This window comes from Nocardia sp. NPDC049149 (assembly GCF_043197455.1).
Classification (GTDB): domain Bacteria; phylum Actinomycetota; class Actinomycetes; order Mycobacteriales; family Mycobacteriaceae; genus Nocardia.
Window position 1 is genome coordinate 423,973 of sequence record NZ_JBICTD010000003.1, and the last position, 17,806, is coordinate 441,778.

At 67.2% G+C, this 17,806-nt stretch carries 18 protein-coding genes; 12 read left to right on the forward strand and 6 right to left on the reverse strand.

The window, feature by feature from the left end:
* The first annotated feature begins 43 nt into the window (after positions 1-43).
* A complete protein-coding gene (locus ACGFNJ_RS12805; RefSeq protein WP_393446674.1) occupies positions 44-892 on the forward strand; it encodes an alpha/beta fold hydrolase in 849 nt (282 codons plus the stop codon).
* 170 nt (positions 893-1,062) lie between these two features.
* Here ACGFNJ_RS12805 and ACGFNJ_RS12810 read toward each other — a convergent pair whose 3' ends face one another.
* Together ACGFNJ_RS12810 and ACGFNJ_RS12815 are read right to left on the reverse strand one after the other, a co-directional pair.
* Entirely contained in the window at positions 1,063-1,371 is a 309-nt protein-coding gene (locus ACGFNJ_RS12810) for a hypothetical protein (protein ID WP_393446676.1), read from the reverse strand.
* Positions 1,368-1,616 (reverse strand): DUF6364 family protein, encoded by a 249-nt coding sequence (locus tag ACGFNJ_RS12815; protein WP_069167960.1) that lies wholly within the window; start codon positions 1,614-1,616, stop codon positions 1,368-1,370. Before ACGFNJ_RS12815 ends, ACGFNJ_RS12810 begins: the two co-directional genes overlap by 4 nt.
* A 69-nt stretch (positions 1,617-1,685) precedes the next feature.
* On the opposite strand from ACGFNJ_RS12815, the gene ligD reads away from it, so the two are divergent.
* From ligD to ACGFNJ_RS12850, 7 genes are all read left to right on the forward strand, one after another.
* Positions 1,686-2,660 carry a non-homologous end-joining DNA ligase gene (gene ligD / locus ACGFNJ_RS12820; RefSeq protein ID WP_393446679.1) on the forward strand — a complete coding sequence of 325 codons (975 nt, stop codon included), beginning with the start codon at positions 1,686-1,688 and terminating at the stop codon, positions 2,658-2,660.
* Between the two features lie 242 nt (positions 2,661-2,902).
* Complete coding sequence (locus ACGFNJ_RS12825; protein ID WP_393446681.1) at positions 2,903-3,853, forward strand: D-isomer specific 2-hydroxyacid dehydrogenase family protein; 951 nt, start codon at positions 2,903-2,905, stop codon at positions 3,851-3,853.
* 235 nt (positions 3,854-4,088) lie between these two features.
* Entirely contained in the window at positions 4,089-5,075 is a 987-nt protein-coding gene (locus ACGFNJ_RS12830; RefSeq protein ID WP_393446683.1) for an alpha/beta hydrolase, read from the forward strand.
* Positions 5,076-5,077: 2 nt separating this feature from the next.
* The gene (locus tag ACGFNJ_RS12835) at positions 5,078-5,983 is read left to right on the forward strand and encodes an SDR family NAD(P)-dependent oxidoreductase (RefSeq protein ID WP_393446685.1); all 906 of its coding nucleotides are present in this window, start codon (positions 5,078-5,080) and stop codon (positions 5,981-5,983) included.
* Positions 5,984-5,990: 7 nt separating this feature from the next.
* Complete coding sequence (locus ACGFNJ_RS12840; RefSeq protein WP_393447822.1) at positions 5,991-6,911, forward strand: ferritin-like domain-containing protein; 921 nt, start codon at positions 5,991-5,993, stop codon at positions 6,909-6,911.
* A gap of 5 nt (positions 6,912-6,916) precedes the next feature.
* Entirely contained in the window at positions 6,917-8,428 is a 1,512-nt protein-coding gene (locus ACGFNJ_RS12845; RefSeq protein ID WP_393446687.1) for a flavin-containing monooxygenase, read from the forward strand.
* A 103-nt stretch (positions 8,429-8,531) separates the two neighbouring features.
* Positions 8,532-9,290, forward strand: a complete 759-nt coding sequence (locus ACGFNJ_RS12850) for a MerR family transcriptional regulator (RefSeq protein WP_393447824.1) — start codon at positions 8,532-8,534, stop codon at positions 9,288-9,290.
* 120 nt (positions 9,291-9,410) lie between these two features.
* On the opposite strand, the gene ACGFNJ_RS12855 is transcribed toward ACGFNJ_RS12850, so the two are convergent.
* On the reverse strand, positions 9,411-10,178 hold the full coding sequence (locus tag ACGFNJ_RS12855; RefSeq protein ID WP_393446689.1) for an ABC transporter permease: 768 nt from the start codon (positions 10,176-10,178) through the stop codon (positions 9,411-9,413).
* Positions 10,175-11,464 (reverse strand): glycosyltransferase, encoded by a 1,290-nt coding sequence (locus tag ACGFNJ_RS12860; RefSeq protein WP_393446691.1) that lies wholly within the window; start codon positions 11,462-11,464, stop codon positions 10,175-10,177. The genes ACGFNJ_RS12855 and ACGFNJ_RS12860 overlap by 4 nt, the downstream gene beginning before the upstream one ends.
* An 84-nt stretch (positions 11,465-11,548) precedes the next feature.
* Between ACGFNJ_RS12860 and ACGFNJ_RS12865 the strand changes: the two genes are divergently transcribed.
* The 3 genes from ACGFNJ_RS12865 to ACGFNJ_RS12875 all read left to right on the forward strand — a co-directional run bounded on the left by ACGFNJ_RS12865 (position 11,549) and on the right by ACGFNJ_RS12875 (position 15,884).
* Positions 11,549-14,143 (forward strand): cytochrome P450, encoded by a 2,595-nt coding sequence (locus tag ACGFNJ_RS12865; protein WP_393446693.1) that lies wholly within the window; start codon positions 11,549-11,551, stop codon positions 14,141-14,143.
* A gap of 30 nt (positions 14,144-14,173) precedes the next feature.
* Positions 14,174-14,704, forward strand: a complete 531-nt coding sequence (locus tag ACGFNJ_RS12870; RefSeq protein WP_393446695.1) for a pyridoxamine 5'-phosphate oxidase family protein — start codon at positions 14,174-14,176, stop codon at positions 14,702-14,704.
* An 85-nt stretch (positions 14,705-14,789) separates the two neighbouring features.
* A complete protein-coding gene (locus ACGFNJ_RS12875) occupies positions 14,790-15,884 on the forward strand; it encodes a methyltransferase (protein ID WP_393446697.1) in 1,095 nt (364 codons plus the stop codon).
* A 97-nt stretch (positions 15,885-15,981) separates the two neighbouring features.
* Here ACGFNJ_RS12875 and ACGFNJ_RS12880 read toward each other — a convergent pair whose 3' ends face one another.
* The gene (locus ACGFNJ_RS12880) at positions 15,982-16,554 is read right to left on the reverse strand and encodes a TetR/AcrR family transcriptional regulator (protein ID WP_393446699.1); all 573 of its coding nucleotides are present in this window, start codon (positions 16,552-16,554) and stop codon (positions 15,982-15,984) included.
* A gap of 91 nt (positions 16,555-16,645) precedes the next feature.
* On the opposite strand from ACGFNJ_RS12880, the gene ACGFNJ_RS12885 reads away from it, so the two are divergent.
* Positions 16,646-17,470: a class I SAM-dependent methyltransferase gene (locus ACGFNJ_RS12885; RefSeq protein WP_393446701.1), complete on the forward strand. Its 825-nt coding sequence runs from the start codon at positions 16,646-16,648 to the stop codon at positions 17,468-17,470.
* On the opposite strand, the gene ACGFNJ_RS12890 is transcribed toward ACGFNJ_RS12885, so the two are convergent.
* A complete protein-coding gene (locus tag ACGFNJ_RS12890; RefSeq protein ID WP_393446703.1) occupies positions 17,445-17,777 on the reverse strand; it encodes a hypothetical protein in 333 nt (110 codons plus the stop codon). The genes ACGFNJ_RS12885 and ACGFNJ_RS12890 overlap by 26 nt on opposite strands.
* Between the last annotated feature and the right edge of the window lie 29 nt (positions 17,778-17,806).

Consider the following 17,806-nt stretch of genomic DNA (forward strand, 5'->3'; position numbering starts at 1 on the left):
ATTTGTACAAGCCACGAGGTGCGCTGTCGGCGACAGTGGATCAATGACTATTCAGGACGCGGAGTTGGGCGTGAAAGACACTGGGAATACCGAGGATTCGATGCTGCCCTTGGACGGCGGCGATATCCATGTAAGCCAGGACGGGCCCCGGACCGCTCCGGCGCTGGCGCTCATCCATGGGTTCGCTACGTCGACCCACTCGTGGGATCCGTTGGTCCCGTTGCTGACCGAGAAATATCGCGTCATCCGGATCGATCTCCTCGGACATGGTCGGTCGGCGAAGCCTGCGGGCGGCGGGTACGAGCTTCCGAGGCAGGCGAGCCGAGTCGGTGCGGCGTTGGATCAGCTCGGTGTCGAGCGCGCCCTCATTGTCGGCCACTCCACCGGAGGCTCGGTTGCCACGGCTGTCGCGGAGCAACGGCCCGACCTGGTGTGCGCGCTGGTGCTCATCAATACCGGCCCTCGCTTGGATGCGTTCATCGCACCGCAGTTGGCTATCGATCCCGCGCAGTGGCCGAACCTGACCGACGATCAGCTCCGTGCGGCAATGGATTCCGCGTTCAGCCGCGCGGGTTACCAGATTCCCCAGCAGCTCATCGATGACGTGCGCGGCATGCCGTTCCACGCATTCGCCGCTGCGATGCAGGCGTCCACCGCGTATCTCGAACAGCGGCCGCTCCCTGAGCGACTCGCGGTTCTCGGCACACCACTGCTGGTGTTGTTCGGCGCGGACGATCGGCGCTGGCGCCCCTCGTCGGCCGCCGAGTACCTTGCCGTGCCCGGCGCGAAGGTCGAGATGCTGTCCGGCGTCGGACATTCGCCGATGCTCGAGGATCCGCCGCAGACCGCTGTACCCCTACTGGCCTTCACCGCGATGCACACCGCCACATGACAACTGGCGACCTCGTCATCGCGCGAGCGAGGGGTCTTGCGCGATGACGAGCCCGCCTGAATCGCATCGGCAGTCTATTGCGTTGTGGCCCAATTAGTCTCGTAAGGTCGAGCATCGGAACGGCCCGGTCGAGCCATGCTCGGACCGCCGTGTGTGGACCTCGGCCCCACTCACAGACTCAATGTCGCACGCAGGCGGGCATCCAGCGACTCGCCTTCCGTCGCGGTCAGCTCGCCGAGCTGCTCGGTGAGCCAGGGCCGGTAGGCGCGGTGGAGTTCGAGGGTGTCGGCCCAGCCGTGTTCGGTGTACGTCGCCAGCACATGCCCGGGGTCCGCGTCGCGGAGCGGGACGACGTGCAGCCAACGGTAGGGCGAGGTGATCACCGCCGAGTCGGAGACCAGCACGACCGAGATGCGTCTCGGCAGGGGTGTTCCGTCGCTCAGGGTGGGGGAATAACGCCAGATCTGACCGCGTCTCATGCCGCGCCGCGGTTGCGGCGGGCGTGGGTTTCGGCCGCCTCGTTGAGACTCACGTCGACATAGGCGGCGGCGCGTTCGGCCTCGTCGTCGACCGGCAGTTTGGCGAGGCTGTCGTGCACGAGCGCGGTGCGCAGCGAGGCGTTGATGACCGAGGACAGGCTGCGGTTCTGCCGGTCAGCCGCCTGTTTCGCCCATTCGGCTACCTGCGGATCCAGCGTCACGGTCACGCGCGTCGCCTTGCTCATACTCATATGCATACCAGAACGCCGCACATTCCGAAGCTTGTTCACCCGACGTGCACTAGGGTCGGACGAGTGGCCAGCAAGTCTGCGGCGTCGGCCATCGAATTGGATGTCGGCGACCGCACAGTCCGGATCTCCAACCCGGACCGGGTGTACTTCCCGGAGACCGGCGCGACCAAGCTCGACCTGGTGCAGTACTACCTCAGCGTTGGCGACGGCATCGTGCGGGCGCTGCAGGACCGGCCGTGCATGCTGCACCGCTTCCCGAAGGGGCTGGCCGGGGACAAGGTGCACCAGAAGCGCCTGCCCGCGGGCGCGCCCGAGTGGATTCCGACGGTGCGCGTCTTCTTTCCGCGCTACGGCAGGCATGCCGACGAGCTCTGCGTGCACGAGCTGGCCGACGTGATCTGGGCGGTGCAGATGTCGACGGTCGAGTTCCACCCGTGGAATTCGCGCGCCGCCGACACCGAGAGCCCCGACGAGTGGCGCATCGACCTGGATCCGATGCCGGATTGCCCGTGGTCGCGGGTGCAGCGGGTCGCGGGTGTGGTCCATGAGGTGCTGGATGATCTGGGCGCGGTCGGTTGGCCGAAAACGTCCGGCGGCAAGGGTTTACACGTTTACGTCCGGATCGCGCCGCAGTGGGGTTTCAAGGAGGTGCGGCGCGCGGCGCTCGCCTTTGCCCGCGAGGTCGAACGCCGCGTCCCCGACGACGTGACCACCACCTGGTGGCGTAAGGACCGCGACCCGGCGATGCTGTTCGTCGACTACAACCAGAACGCCCGCGACCACACCATCGCGGCCGCCTACTCGGTCCGCGGCGTCCCGAGCGCCACCGTCTCCACGCCGATCCGCTGGGACGAGGTCCCCGATGTCGACCCTCGCGATTTCACCATCAAAACCGTCCCCGCCCGCTTCGCCGAACTGGGCGACCTGCACGCAGGTATCGATGACGCGGTCTTCCACATCGACCAGCTGCTGGAGTGGGCCGACCGCGACAAGGTCGACGCCGAACTGGACGAGCAAACCGACCTCGACGAGGACTGACTCACGCGCTTGGATCCAGTGGTGCTGAGCGCTGCCTGAAGCGAAGCCGAGCGCGACGCGCGAGGACGAGGCCGAACCGCGCGGAGCTGGTGGCCGATTTGCCGCGTTCCCGTCGCCCTCGCGGCATGCATACCAGCCGGTCAGATCACCTGCCCGGGGTCGAAAAGTCGAGCGTGCGGGCGGTGCTAACGTCGCTTCGGCGCTGCAGTCGGCGCCTTGTGACAGTTCTGGAGGAGGCCGTGATGGATCGACCGCTGGTACCGATCGCGATTGGTCCGGCCGACCCGCCTCCGACGTTGATCGAGAAGGCCGTCGTCGACAATGGCGGCGTGGTGGCCGAGCTGACCGAGGCGAGCGGGCTGATCTGGGTGGGCACTCCTGGCCAGTTCCCCGATGAGCTGCCCGCCGGGATCGAATGGGTGCAATTGCCCGCGGCTGGTGTCGAGGAATGGTTCGCCTCGGGTGTTATCGCCAAGCATCCCAAGGTGCTGTTCACTTCTGCCGCAGGCGCTTTCGCCGCCAGCGTCGCTGAGCACGCGCTGATGCTGCTGTTGGCGGGAGTGCGGTATCTGCCCGAGCATCTGCGGGCGGGACGCTGGCGGCAGCAGGATTTCATCCCGCATATCGGCTCGCTGCGCGGCAAGACCGTGACCATCGTCGGCGCGGGCGGCATCGGCCGGGCGCTGATCCCCATGCTGACCCCGCTCGGGGCGCACGTGATCGCCGTCAATCGCTCCGGACGTGCGGTGACCGGCCCCGGCATCCCGGACACGATCGAGACGATCGCCACCGAAAACCTGGCCCGGGTCTGGCCGCGCACCGATCACGTCGTGATCGCGGCGCCCGCCACCGCAGCCACCCGACATCTCATCGACGCGGACGTGCTCGCCAGGCTGAAGCCGTCCTCATGGGTGATCAACATTGCCCGCGGCAGTCTCATCGACACCGATGCCTTGGTGACGGCGCTCGCCTCGGGCACCATCGCGGGCGCGGGCCTCGACGTCACCGATCCGGAGCCGCTCCCCGACGGTCATCCCCTCTGGGTGCTGCCGAATGCCATTGTCACGCCGCATGATTCGAATCCACCGCAGCTGCGTCTTGCCGCGTTCGCCGACCACGTCGGCGCCAACGTGCGACTGTTCGCCGACGGCAAAGATCTGATCGCCCCCATCGACCCGAATCTCGGTTACTGACGCCCGGCCCCTGACGCTCGACCATCCCCTGAAGCTCGAGCATCCCTGACGTCCGACCCATCTCCTGACGCTCGAGCGTCCCCAACACCCGACCATCTCCTGACGCCCGACATTCCCCCGACGCCCGCGACACCCTCCGGTGCCGCGGGCGTTGTCGCAGGTCAACCCGGATCGCAATCAGCCTGCAATAAATGTGCCATTGACAACTGGCACATTCATCGATGATTCTGAGCGCATGACAAGGTCAACGAGGACCTCGGTCCCCGGCGTTCCCACCAGCCCCTCGGCGCGCGCCACCCTGGCCGCGGCCACCACCCGGCTCAGCTTGCGCCCGCTGAACAACGCGGTGCCGATGAACGCTCCGGGGGTGTGGTTCGCCCGCAAGCTCGTCGCCACCTTCATGGCTATCGGTGGTCCCGTCCCGCCCGGCACCATCGTCAACCCGGTCCGTTCGGGACAGGTGCGCGGCGAATGGGTCCGCGCGGCAGGCGTCTCCTTCGGCACCCGCGCGATCTACTACCTCCACGGCAGCGCCTACGTCATCTGCTCGGCGCGCACGCACCGCGGGCTGGCCGCGCAGCTGTCCCGCAAGACCGGACTCCCGGTCTTCGTCGTCGACTACCGGCTGGCCCCCGAGCATCGCTTCCCGGCCGCGGCCGACGATATCGAGGCCGGATACCGGTGGTTGCTCGACCAGGGCTACCCCGGGCACAACGTGGTCATCGCAGGCGACTCGGCGGGCGGACATCTGGCACTCGACCTGCTCGTCGAGAACGCCGCCCGCAAGCTGCCGCAGCCCGCAGCGGTGACGCTGTTCTCTCCACTGCTCGACCTGACTCTCGGCCTCGCCGCCGAACAGGAACGGCGCCAACGTGATCCGCTCATCTCCGCGAAAGCGGCGAGCCGAATGCCGTTGGAATACACCAGGGGACTGCCCGCCGACGCGCCGCGGTTGCGGCTGACCGTGCCCGCAGGCATCGACCTGCCGCCGATGTTGGTGCAAGTCGGCGGCACCGAGATGCTGCGCGCTGACGCACGCGCGCTGTGCGATCTGGTGCGCGCCGCGGGCGGCAGCTGCGAACTGGAGGTGTGGCCCGGCCAGATGCACGTCTTCCAGGCGCTGCCGATGCTGGTGCCCGAAGCCGACCATGCCCTGCGTCGCGCCGCCGACTTCCTGTGCGACGCACTGGATTACCGCCCGGCCTCGGAGAAGGTGAGCTGACAATGTTCGGACTGGAAAACGTACTGCCCTTCGGCAACCGCGTACGGCGCACACACGGCGCCCGTGCGGTGGTCACCGGCGCGGGCAGCGGCATCGGCCGCGCCTTCGCGCTGGAGATCGCGAACCGTGGCGGGCAGGTGATCTGCGCCGACATCAACGAGGCGCGGGCCGACCAGACCGTCGCCATGATCGAACGCAAGCATCCCGGCGTCGCACACGCCTTCCGCTGCGATGTCGCCCACCGCGAAGACGTGGAAAACCTTGCGCGCTTTGCGGAATCGCTGTTCGAACGCCCGGTGACCCTGGTGGTCAACAACGCCGGTGTCGGCATCGGTGGAAAGCACGTCGGCGAGGTCGGATTCGACGACTGGGAGTGGGCGCTCGGCATCAATCTGTGGGGTGTGGTGCACGGCTGTGAGGTCTTCACTCCGCAGCTGCGCGCCGCCCGCCGCGGCGGCATCATCAATGTCGCCTCCGCCGCCGGGTTCGCCGCCGCACCCTCGATGGCCGTCTACAACGTGTCCAAGGCGGGCGTCATGTCGCTGTCGGAAACGATGGCGGCCGAGCTCAGCGGCACCGGCGTCGCGGTCACCGTGCTGTGCCCGACCTTCGTGAAAACCAATGTGGCCAAGGACGGCCGGATCACCACGGAGTCGGCGCGACTTGCCGACACCCTGATGCGCTGGACCGGCTTCTCCCCCGATCATGTCGCGCGCACCACGCTCGACGCGCACGACCGCGGCCAGCTGTATGTGCTGCCGCAGCTGGACGCCCACATCGTCTGGCGGCTCAAGCGGTACTTCCCCGCGCAATACACCTATGCCCTCGGACTCTTGGATCGGCTACTGCCCCAGGACAACTCGACCGCCAATGACCGCACGTCGGTCACCGACAAGACAGGAGTCTGACATGGCCATCGCGATGGACTTCGACGACATGCTCGCCAAGATCAAGGACCGCCAGTGGGCCTTGGCCGATATCGACTGGGACGCACCGGGCGCCGAGACGATCTCGCCCGAACTGCACGCCAAGCTCAAGCCGTTCATGGCCGATCTGATGTGGATCGAGAACGTCGGCGCGCGCGGGTTCGCCGCCATGGCGAAGAAGGCGCCCACCGAAACGCTGCGCGAGATCTACCGCTACTTCCACGCCGAGGAGCAGCGGCACGCCAACGCCGAACTGGCGCTGATGCGGCGCTGGGGCATGCTCGACGGCGACGAGATCCCGCAGCCGAACGTGAACGTCAAGCTGGTGATCGACTTCCTGGACAAGTACGCCGACGGCATGTCGCTGTCGTTCCTCGGCACCGTGATCCCGATGCTCGAGGTGGCGCTGGACGGTGCGCTGATCAAGTTCATCATGGACGAGATCGAGGACCCGATCTGCCAGGAAGCGTTCAAGAAGATCAACAACGACGAATCCCGGCATCTGGCCGTCGATTTCGCGGTGATGGATCTGCTCGGGCACTCGGAGACGCGCAAGCTCGCCATCGATCTCGTCGGCGGCTGGCTGAAGCCGTCGCTGATCATCGGCGTGCTGAGCTATGTGCCGCTGCTGAACAAGATGCGCGACAACATCGTCGAGATGGGTGTCGACGAGGAGAAGCTGTACGCCGCGCTCAAGCGCTACGCCAATGTGGGTGAGCGCAGCGAGTTCGCGCGCAGGCTGCCGATGTATCAGCTGGTGAAGATGCACGGCGGGTGGGTGATCGACCGCGGCCACCCCTACCACCTGGTGGCCGACGCGCTGGTGAAGATCACCGGCCGGGTGCCGAAGGCGCTGCTGCGCAGGGACCCGACCTGGGTCAAAGAAGTGACCTACGAGCCGGCGGCGTGACACGGATGACCAAGACCGACACGACACTCGACGTCGCCGTCATCGGCGGCGGGTTCGCGGGCATCGGCACCGCGATCCGCCTGCGCCAACAGGGCATCGACGATTTCGCCATCTTCGAACGCGGCGACGCGATCGGCGGCACCTGGCGCGACAACACCTATCCCGGTGCGGCGTGCGACATTCCGTCGCGGCTCTACTCCTACAGTTTCGCCCCGAACCCGGGCTGGTCGCACACCTACTCCGGTAGCGACGAAATCCTCGGCTATATCGAGACGATGGCGGCGGAGTTCGGCCTCGGACCGCATTTCCGGTTCGGCCACAATGTCACCGGAATCGTCTTCGACGAGCCGACCGGGCGCTGGGCGATCTCGATCGAGGGCCGTGCCGACACGGTGCATGCGCGCACGGTGGTGCTGGCCTCCGGACCCCTTGCCAATGCCAGCTTTCCGAACATTCGCGGGATCGAGGAGTACACCGGGCACAAGATCCACAGTGCCCGTTGGGATCACGATTACGACTTCACCGGCAAGAAGGTCGCGGTCGTCGGCACCGGCGCCAGCGCGGTGCAGATCATCCCCGAGCTGGTCGATAAGGCAGCCTCGGTCAAGGTCTTCCAGCGCACGCCGGGTTGGGTACTGCCCAGGGTGAACCGGCGCACCAACTCGGTGACCAAGGAGATCTACCGCCGGGTGCCCGCCGCCGAACAGCTGGCCCGGCAAGCCTGGTTCTACGGGCACGAGTCAGTTGCCCTCGGCGTCGTGTGGAACACGCCGCTGACCAGAGTGGTCGAGCTGGTCGGGCGCGCCCAATTGCGCAGGCAGGTCAAGGATCCCTGGCTGCGGCGGCAGCTGACGCCCGACTTCCGGGCAGGCTGCAAGCGACTGCTGATGACCGACGACTACTACCCTGCGCTGCAGCGGGACAACTGCAAGTTGATCACCTGGCCCATCGCCAAGCTTTCCGAGCACGGCATCCGCACCTCGGAAGGCGTTGAGCACCAAGCCGATTGCATCGTCTTCGCCACCGGCTTCGACGTGTCCAAGACGGGCACCCCGATTCCGGTCGTCGGCAGGGACGGGCGGGTGCTCGCCGAAGAGTGGTCGCGCGGCGCGTACGCGTTCAAAAGCATTGCGGTGTCGGGCTACCCGAACATGTTCCTCACGTTCGGGCCGAACTCGGGGCCGGGCCACAACTCGGCGCTGGTGTACATGGAAGCGCAGATCGACTACCTGGTCAGCGCGATCGGCACCATCCTGAAGCAGGACCTGCGGATGCTCGACGTGCGCCAGGATCGGCAGGATCGCTACAACGCGGGCATGCAGCGCAGGCTCACCAGCACCACCTGGAATTCGGGCTGCCGCAGTTGGTACCTCACCGAGGACGGGTTCAACGCGACGATGTATCCGGGATTCGCGACGCAGTACGTGAACCAGTTGCGGACCGTCGACCTGGCCGACTACACGGTCGTGGCGTCGGGACCGAGCGTGCGGAGGCGCCGGATCGCGGCGGTTTCCTAGATGACGGGTGCCGACGGTCATGGTTATAGAATCGGTCGTTCACACGACCGTGCTGTTCGGCCGTCGGCAACCCGGCGCCGCGGTGAGCGAGGAGGCGGAATCGATGGAATACCGGATCGATGACCTCGCGCGCGCGGCGGGCACCACCACCCGCAATGTGCGGGCGTACCAGGAACGTGGACTGCTGCCCCCGCCGGTCGGCAAGGACGGCCGGGCTAGCATCTACGACAATTCCCACCTCGAGCGGCTGCGGCTGATCGACGCGCTGCTGCAGCGCGGGTTCACCACCGCACACATCGGCGACTTCATCACCAGCTGGGAAACCGGCAAGGACCTCACCGAGGTGCTCGGCCTCCAGCATGCGGTGACGGCGTCGTGGGCCAAGGACGAAACCTTCGAGGTGCCGCGCGAGCTGATCGGGACCATCCTCGGCGCCGAGGCCGACGAGCTGGTCGATCGGCTGCGCGAGATGAAACTGGTCCGGCTGGAGGGTGACACGGTGGTGTTCACCGACACCCAGCTGCTCACCTCGTTCGCCGAGCTGCACGAGTACGGCATCGAGCTGCGCATGCTCATCGAGATATATGCCAAGGTGGCCGACCGGATCGATGACATCGCCCACATCATGATCACCGCCGCCAAGCAGCACATCATCGACGAGCACGGCGCAGGCTGGCTGCCCGACACCAGCAGCGAAATCGCGGAAACCACAACGATGTTGAGCAAGATGCGCGAGCTCGCCGTCGCCTCGGTGCACTCCACGCTCGCGCGCTCCCTCGACGTCACGCTGCGCCGCGAACTCGGCGACTACCTCGCCACCGCCGCAGAGCGCGAACGGGCACGACCGGACCCATCCGCCTAGCCCCGGGTTTCGGGAGTTCAAGATCACGGACCGGATTCGCACCCTTTCCGTTGATCCGCACTGGTTCCGGGCGGCTGGAACGGGTGCGGATCCGCAGAAGGGGTGCGAATCCTGGCGACGTCAGGTCTTGGCGCGCTGCGCGAAAAGAGCGGTGGCACAGAGGTATCCGAGGACCGCGAGGCCTATGGACCAGAACACCGCCGACGCTGTGCTGCTTGCTGACCCTGCGGTGGTGAGCAGGGCACGGATCGTGTCGATCACCGGGGTGGCCGGCTGGTGTTCGGCGAAGCCGCGTAGCCAGGAGGGCATCGTTGCGGTGGGCACGAAGGCGCTGCTGATGTAGGGAATGAACATGATCGCGTAGGTGAATCCACCTGCCGCCTCCGGGTTTTGGGCGAGCAGGCCGAGTGCCACCGCGATCCAGGTGATCGCGGTGACGAAGAGCACGATCACCAACAGCGCCAGCAGCCAGGCGGAAAGACCCGCACCAGAACGAAATCCGAGAATCACGCCGACCGCGAAAACAAGAGCGACGGCGACCATGTTGCGCAGCATCCCCTCCCCCGCGTGCCCGGCCAGCAGCGCCTGGCGGAACATCGGCAGGGTGCGGAATCGATCCACCGCCCCGGTGCGCAGATCGGTTGCCACCGCGGTCGCGGTGATCGATGCGCCGAAGCCGGTGCACAGCAGGATGATTCCGGGAATGACGTAGTCGAGGTATGGCCCGTCCACCTGGATCGCGCCGCCGAACACGTAGACGAACAGCAGCATGATCAACACCGGAAGCAGCATCGAGATCAGCAGCGTGTCCTTGCTGCGCATCGTGTGCCGCAGCGCACGGCGGAACATCACCGACGAGTCAGCAAGCGCCACGGCCAGCCGGTTCATGCCTTGGTGTTCGCGGCGTCTTCGATGATGTCGGCGGTGCGCGAGGTCGCGTTGGCGTTCGATTGCAGCTCTGCGGCAAGGGCTTTCACGCGTTGTGCGGTGCCTTCCGTGAGCAGCGTGCCGATACCGGCGGCCAGCTTGTCGCGGTCGAGTTTCTGGAAGCTGACGTGCGAACCGACGCCGAGGCGCTCGACCTGGCCGCCCCACATCGGCTGGTCGAACGACACCGAACAGACCATGGTCGGTAAGCCTGCCCGCAGACTTTCGAAGGTGGTGCCGACACCGCCGTGGTGCACGGCGGCGGCGCACACCGGGAAGACGATGTCGTGCGCGAGCGGGCCGACCACCTTCACCCGCGCACCGGTCTGCGCGTCGGCGGCAGCCAGGTCGCTCCAGCCCGCGCTGACCAGCCCGCGGATGCCGAGCTGGTCGCACACCTGCTCGACCATGGTCAGCACGCTGCGGGTGTCCCGGATGGGCATGCTGCCGAAGCCGAAATACACCGGCGGCGCGCCCTCGGAGATCCACGCGATCACCTCGCCGTGGTCGGCGGCCAGCTCGCCGAGTGCTTCGCGGGCCGTGCGCTCCAAGGGCAAGAACCCGACGATCGGCCTGCGCTCGCCCCACTCCTCGGCCAGCCCCGGCACCAGCGCGCGGTCGTAGATCTGCACCTCGGGCACGCCTTTGCGGTCGAGCACGGCGGCGGGACTTGCGGCCGAGCGCGGCAGGCCGAGTTCGGCGCGGAGCTGGTTCAGGTACCGCATGAAGACCACGCGGCGCAGGTTCTCGGCGAGCAACCAGGTGGCCTTGTTCACCGCGCCCGGCGGCTGCCAGTGCGAGGGCAGCGCGCCGGGAAACGGGTAGACGGAGTTCTGCCGACACGGAAAGCCGTGCAGCGTCACCATCGGAACCCGCATCGCCTCGGCCACCGAGGCGGCCCTGTCCTCGGTGAGCATGGTCGACACGATCACGTCCGCGCCCTCGCAGACGCCGATGACCTCGCGGTTCATCTGCTCGGCATAGTCGGCCATCTGCTTGCCGACCAGCTGCATCAGCCGGAAGCTGCTGCCCGCCGCCAACGCACGTTGGCCCGCGTCGGAGGAATAGAGCTGCTGAACGTCCGGCCCGCAACGCACCGCGGCCAACCCGGTGCGGGTCGCGAAGTCGACCAGGTTCGGCGGCGCGCCGACGAACACGTCATGGCCGCGCCTGCGCAGCTCCAGCCCGAGCGCCACCGCGGGCTGCACGTCACCGCGGGTGCCGGTCAGCGGAATCGCCACTTTCATGCCTGCTCCTGTACTCGTCGGGCAACCCGACGAGCGCCACACGATTGGCGCTCATGAGATGTCCCATGTCCGTACCGTGGTCCCATGCACGTCGCGCTGTTCACCGACTTCCATCCCGCCACCCTCGGCGGGATCCAGACCTCGGTACATGCCCAGCGTCGCGGGCTGGAGCGGCTCGGCCATCGCGTTACCGTATTCACCGCGCCCACGCCGGAATCTACCGAACCGGACGAAGACCTGGTGGTTCTTTCCGCACTCGCGGGTCTCGCGGTGAACGGATTCGCCATGGTGTTGCCGACCCCGGCGAACGCACGGCTGATCGATGCGGTCTTCGCCGAACGCGGGCCGATCGATGTCGTGCACACCCAAACCACGTACGGGGTTGCCATCGCAGGCCTGCGCGCGGCCCGCCGCCACGGCATCCCGGTGGTGCACACCGTGCACAGCCGCGACGACGTCTTCATCGCGCACACCTCCCCCGCGCCCTATGTTTCGGCGCTCAGCATGCGCGCGCTGCACGGCCGCTTCGTTTCCCATCGCGGACGGATGCCGCGCACCGACGAATCCAGGGCGGCCAGGCACGCGTGGCGCACCATGGTGGCCCAGGCACAGGCGGCCGATCACGTCATCGTGCCGACCGAGCATTTCGCCGAACGGATCATCGCGCACGGACTCACCCGCCCGATTCGGGTGATCTCCAACGGAATTGACGACGGGTTGCTCGACGGTGCCCGGCTCGCCGTGAACGGCGCCACCGCGCCGGTCGGTATGACGCCGTCGCACTCCGCAGCGACGCCACTTCGGGTGCTCTGGTGCGCCAGGCTTTCCGGCGAGAAACGACTGTTGGAGGCCATCGCGGCGGTGCGGCTCGTCGAGAACTGCACGTTCGACATCTACGGCACCGGCGACCTGTGGGATCAGGCGCATGCGGCGATCGACAGCGACTGTCTCGGCGACCGAGTCCGACTACATGGAGCGGTCGGACAGGCGGAATGCCTGGCCGAGATGGCGAGGCACGACGTATTGCTCTTTCCCTCTTCAGGTTTCGATACGCAGGGCATGGCGCTGCTGGAGGCGGCGGCGATGCGACTGCCTGTCGTCTACTGCGATCCGGATCTGGCCGAGACGGTCCCCGACGGGGGCGGTGTCTGCACTCGCAACCCCTCGATCGCGGCGATCACCGAGGCGCTGCGCGAACTCGCCGAGGACCGCGCGCAGTTGCTGCCGATGCGTAAGGCGCTCAGCGACCGCGACGATTCCGCGCGGCAGTCACACCTCACCGAAGTCATCCTCTCGATCTACACCGATCTCACAAGAAGCACGAAACACGCTATGGCGCAGTCTGTCCCCAATGTTCCCACCGCCCCTCGGCGGCTTCCCCTGCTCGGGCACAGCATCACCGCGCTACGCGACGGGCTGACCTTCGTGACGTCGCTGGCCGAGGTCGGCCCGATCGTCCGGATCTACCTCGGCCCGCGACCGGCCTACGTCTTGACCACCCCCGACCTCGTCCGCGAGCTGAGCTTCGGCGAGGCAGGCGAATTCCATCGTGAGGAGCTCCGCGACGCGATCAAGGACGTCATCCGCGGCGCGTCCAACGTGCTCAGCGGCACACCGCACGAGCTGCGCCGCCGGATGATCGCGCCCGCGTTGCGGCAACGCCGATTGAACGAATACGCCGTGGTCGCCGCAGATCTCGCGAACAGCTGGTCGAGTGGGCTACGGCAGGGCGACCGACTGAACCTGGTCGACGAAGCGCATCGGCTTGTTCTCGACACGATCTCCTCGACCCTGTTCACCGCCGAATTCGGCGCGGATGCGAAACGAGAAGTGCAGCAAACCATTCCATGGTTGCTCGGCCAGGTCATCCAGCGGGCCGCGCTGCCGCCGCCGGTCCGGCGTTTGCGGGTCGTCGCCAACCGCCGCTTCACCAGCAAGGCCCGCAAGCTGCGCGCGGAAATCGGCACCGTGGTTGCCGAATACCGCCGTGCCGACCGTGATTTCCACGACGTGCTCTCGGCGCTGGTGCGCCACAGCGACCCGGAGACCGGCACCAAGCTCTCGGACGAAGAGATCATCGACGAGCTCCTGCTGATGCTCGCGGCCGGTGTCGGCTCCACCGCGTCGATCCTCGGCTGGGTGTGGCACGAGATCATGCGGAATCCGGAGATCGCCGCCGAATTGCACCGCGAGCTGGCCGATTTCGTCGGCGACGGCGCGGTAACCCCCGATCATGTCGCGGCACTGCCCTATCTGCGGCTGGTGGTGCTGGAAACGCTGCGGTTCTGGGGACCGTGGGTCAGCACGCACACCGCCGACGGCCCCGTCACCCTCGGCGGCACCACCCTGCCCGACGGCGCCATGGTGGTGTACAGCCCGTACATGATTCACCACAACCCGCGCTACTACCCGGATCCGGAGACCTTCGACCCCGACCGCTGGTTCCCCGGCCGGGTCGAGGAAATCGACAAGAAGGCGATCCTGCCGTTCGGCGTCGGCACTCGGCACTGCCCAGGCAACAACTTCGCGCTGCTGACCATCACCCTCGCCACGGCCGCCCTGTTCGCCCGCTGGCAGCCGGTTGCCGACCCGAATTACCGGGTGCGGCCGTCGAACCGCGATTTCGTCGCCGCGCCGTCGCGGCTGCCGGTGGTGCTGCAGGCGCGCGGGCGTCGATGAATTCGCCGCCACCGGGCCGTCAGCACAGGTATGGACACTACGAATCTCGCTGATCTCTATTCGCTGCCTGAGATGGAGTGGTCGGCCATCAGGACCCGGCTCGATCAGAACATCGACCAGGCACCCGGCTCCGGCGGCCTCGATCGGCACACCTGCTGGCTCACCACCATCAATGCCGACGGCAGCCCACATCCGACCGCGGTCGGCGCGTTGTGGTTCGACGACGCCTTCTGGTTCGTCACCGGGGCGCGTTCGCGCAAGGGCCGCAACCTCGCCCGCGATCCGCGCTGCACGATGAGCATTTCGACCCACGAGTTCGACCTGGTCGTCGCGGGCGAGGCCGTGCAGATCACCGACTCGGCGATCGTGGCCGACCTCGCCGCGCGCTGGGCGGCGAGCGGCTGGCCCGCGCGTGTCGACGAGACCGGTCAAGCGATCACCGCGGAGTACAGCGCCCCCTCCGCAGGCCCGCCGCCGTGGCACACCTACCGGCTCACCCCGCGCTCTGCGCAGGCCGTTTCGGCGGTGCTGCCAGGTGGCGCCACCCGCTGGCGGTTCTGACGGGCCCGCTCCCCGATCCGTTCGGCGCGAGATCGGCACCCGCCACGTACGCTGCTTGGTGCATCAACGACTGAGGGAGTCGCGCATGGCGTCCGACCGATCAAGCATGCCGCCGCAAGCGCTGATTCGGGCCGTTGAGCTGGCGCGCAACGGCTTGGCCTACGCCTACCGCAAGCTGGTGCCCGGCCGCATCGCGCTGATGGAGCTCATGGCCGCCGGTTGGTTGACGCAGGCCATCCATGCCGCCGCCGAACTGGGCATCGCCGATGCGCTGGCCGACGGCCCGCGCAGCGGAGCCGACCTCGCACGGACGCTCGGCGCCGACGAGGACGCCCTGCATCGGCTGCTGCGGCTGCTGATCGCGCATGGCATCTTCACCAGGAGGCGGGACGGGAGGTACGCGCTCACCTCGATGGCCGAGGCGCTGGTGCGCGACAGCGATGTCTCGCTGCGCGACGCCGCCCTGTTCTTCGGTTCCCCGACGCACCGAGCGCATTGGTCGCAGCTCGTCGACGCGGTGCGCACCGGCAAGCCGGTGGGCGTTGTGTTGCACGGGATGTCGTTCTTCGAGCAGATGCAGTCTGACCGCGAGCTCGCCATGCTGTTCGACAACGCGATGACCAGCATCGGCACCCTCTCGCTTGCGCCGCTGGTCGCAACCTACGACTTCGGGCGCTTCGACACCGTCGTCGATGTCGGGGCGGGCGAGGGCACAGTGCTCATCGAAATCCTGCGTCGCGCACCGCAATCCAGCGGCATTCTGTTCGACTTACCGGAGGTGGCGGATGCGGCGGCGAACAAGGTGGCCGACGCAGGGCTGGCCGAACGTTGCGCGATCGAGCGCGGTTCCTTCTTCGACAGCGTGCCGCCGGGCGGCGATGCCTACATCCTCAAGCACATCCTGCACGACTGGCCGGAGCAGGACGCGGGCCGCATCCTGGCGAACGTCCGCGCGGCCATGAAACCCGATGCCCGTTTGCTGATCATCGAGCTGGTGCTGCCGGAGCACCACCGGCCGCATCCGGGCAAGCTCATCGATCTGGAGATGCTGGTCAACACAGGCGGGCGCGAGCGGACCGCCGCCGAATACCGAACCTTCCTGGCGCGCTTCGGTTTCACGCTCAAACGGGTGATCCCGACCGCGTCTCCGGACAACATTCTCGAAGTCGAAGTGTCGTAAGGCGTTCATGATCAGGAGGACGGGCGTCGAACGCTGCTCGTGAATGCCAGCCCTCCTGATCATGACGCGAATACCCGCGTCCGCGGCTCGGAAACACCTACCTCGGCAGGACCGCGGCGACGACCGTGGCAACGACTTTGCTGACCGCATCGTCTTCTGGCGGTAGGCCTTTCCGATCGGCGAACAGCATATGCCCGGCGCCGATCAATGTCGGCGCGAGCGTGGCGACGTCGGCGTCCGCGGTGATGCGGCCCAATTCGCGCTCGGCCGAGAGATATTCGGCGATCATTGCGGCGACCTCGGTGAGCAGCGGAACTCCGGTCGGCCTCGACTGACGCAACCTGGCGCGCAGTTCGTCGCGGAAGGTGACGAGGCTGACGATCGAGACGGCGACCGTCCCGAACACGGATATCAGTGTGCCGGTGAGGTTGTCGATCACCGTGCCGGTACCCGCCGACGCGCGTAGGTCGGCGGACTGGTGTTCGATCCGCGCGATGCGATCGAGCACGAGTTCGGCCAGGAAGTCGTCGAAGTCGGCGAAGTGCTTGTGCAGCACACCTTTGGCACAGCCCGCCTCGACGGTGACCGCGCGACTGGTCAGCGCGCTCGGCCCGTCCTGCAGCAGGACGCGTTCGGCGGCGTCGAACAGCTGCGAACGAACGTCGCGCATGGCCACTCCTGTTGGCACTGAGTCCCTCTCCTAGTTGCCGATTCGCCCGAAACGATTGACGAGTGGGCATGTGCCCATTCATAGTGGGCAAATGCCCACTGTACCGTCGGAGCAACCCATCCACTCCCACCAGTACCGAAAAATGGCCGAGTCGTTCGGGTCGGACCCCGCACGCTACGACCGGACCCGACCGCACTACCCGCCTGCCATGGTGGAGCGGATCCTCGCCGTCTGCCCTGGACCCCGTGTCCTCGACGTCGGCATCGGCACCGGCATCGCCGCAGGACCGTTTCACGCAGCGGGCTGCCGCATACTCGGCGTCGAGGTCGACGCCCGGATGGCCGAGTTCGCGCGACAGCGCGGGCACGAGGTCGAGGTGGCGAAGTTCGAAGCATGGGATCCCGCAGGGCGCACCTTCGACGCGGTCATCGCCGGACAGACCTGGCACTGGGTCGACCCGGTCGCCGGCGCGGCCAAGGCGGCCGACGTGCTGCACCCCGGCGGCGTACTTGCCGTGTTCTGGAATGTCGGGGAGCCACCTGCAGAACTGCGGGCTGCGTCCGCCGAGATCTATCGCAAGGTGCTGCCCGACTCGCTGGTAGCTCGCTGGGTGGCGACCAAGCCGGACGCGAACGCCTATACGTCCATGTGCGACAAGGCAATCGAGGGGATACAGGCCACAGGCCGGTTCGCGGCGCCACAACAGTGGCAAGTCGATTGGGAACAGCCCTATACGCGCGACGAGTGGCTGGACCAGATGCCGACCCAAGGCGGCCACGTCGAATTCTCGCCTGCCGCGCTGGCCGAGGTGCTCGCGGGCACCGCCGCCGCCATCGATGCGATGGGCGGCAGCTTCACGATGCGCTACACCACGGTGCTCGTCACCGCGACTACCTCACAAAAGCGCGCGTCGTGATGCCGAGCATGCCGTCGGCGACACAGGACGCGCGCATCGGCTGGCCCACCGCGGACGGAGCCGAATCGGTGCCAGAGTAGGGGCCGAATACCGGGGAGCCCGGCCCGGCCGGCGTGCTGATGCCGAGGCATTCCACCTCGAGGCTTGCGGTGCCGTCGCCCTCGTGACAAAGCGCAACGGCATCGGTCACGCCTCTGTCGATGAAGCATCCGCCAGGGTCGGCGACGGCGGGAGCGGCGGTAACGAGGCAGCAGCCGAATACGACCAGGCAGCCACCTCCGACGATGCGCCGCAGCGTGGAACTCACATGAACCCCTTCCTCAGCGAATGTGTCCG

What these genes read in the sequence shown, in the direction of transcription:
- ACGFNJ_RS12830 (WP_393446683.1), top strand. Translation starts at nt 4,089, where the DNA reads ATGACAAGGTCAACGAGGACCTCGGTCCCCGGCGTTCCCACCAGCCCC.
- ACGFNJ_RS12875 (WP_393446697.1), top strand. Translation starts at nt 14,790, where the DNA reads ATGGCGTCCGACCGATCAAGCATGCCGCCGCAAGCGCTGATTCGGGCC.
- ACGFNJ_RS12850 (WP_393447824.1), top strand. Translation starts at nt 8,532, where the DNA reads ATGGAATACCGGATCGATGACCTCGCGCGCGCGGCGGGCACCACCACC.
- ACGFNJ_RS12810 (WP_393446676.1), bottom strand. Translation starts at nt 1,371, where the DNA reads ATGAGACGCGGTCAGATCTGGCGTTATTCCCCCACCCTGAGCGACGGA.
- ACGFNJ_RS12825 (WP_393446681.1), top strand. Translation starts at nt 2,903, where the DNA reads ATGGATCGACCGCTGGTACCGATCGCGATTGGTCCGGCCGACCCGCCT.
- ACGFNJ_RS12870 (WP_393446695.1), top strand. Translation starts at nt 14,174, where the DNA reads ATGGACACTACGAATCTCGCTGATCTCTATTCGCTGCCTGAGATGGAG.
- ACGFNJ_RS12880 (WP_393446699.1), bottom strand. Translation starts at nt 16,554, where the DNA reads ATGCGCGACGTTCGTTCGCAGCTGTTCGACGCCGCCGAACGCGTCCTG.
- ACGFNJ_RS12885 (WP_393446701.1), top strand. Translation starts at nt 16,646, where the DNA reads ATGCCCACTGTACCGTCGGAGCAACCCATCCACTCCCACCAGTACCGA.
- ACGFNJ_RS12865 (WP_393446693.1), top strand. Translation starts at nt 11,549, where the DNA reads ATGCACGTCGCGCTGTTCACCGACTTCCATCCCGCCACCCTCGGCGGG.
- ACGFNJ_RS12845 (WP_393446687.1), top strand. Translation starts at nt 6,917, where the DNA reads ATGACCAAGACCGACACGACACTCGACGTCGCCGTCATCGGCGGCGGG.
- ACGFNJ_RS12835 (WP_393446685.1), top strand. Translation starts at nt 5,078, where the DNA reads ATGTTCGGACTGGAAAACGTACTGCCCTTCGGCAACCGCGTACGGCGC.
- ACGFNJ_RS12860 (WP_393446691.1), bottom strand. Translation starts at nt 11,464, where the DNA reads ATGAAAGTGGCGATTCCGCTGACCGGCACCCGCGGTGACGTGCAGCCC.
- ACGFNJ_RS12855 (WP_393446689.1), bottom strand. Translation starts at nt 10,178, where the DNA reads ATGAACCGGCTGGCCGTGGCGCTTGCTGACTCGTCGGTGATGTTCCGC.
- ACGFNJ_RS12805 (WP_393446674.1), top strand. Translation starts at nt 44, where the DNA reads ATGACTATTCAGGACGCGGAGTTGGGCGTGAAAGACACTGGGAATACC.
- ACGFNJ_RS12815 (WP_069167960.1), bottom strand. Translation starts at nt 1,616, where the DNA reads ATGAGCAAGGCGACGCGCGTGACCGTGACGCTGGATCCGCAGGTAGCC.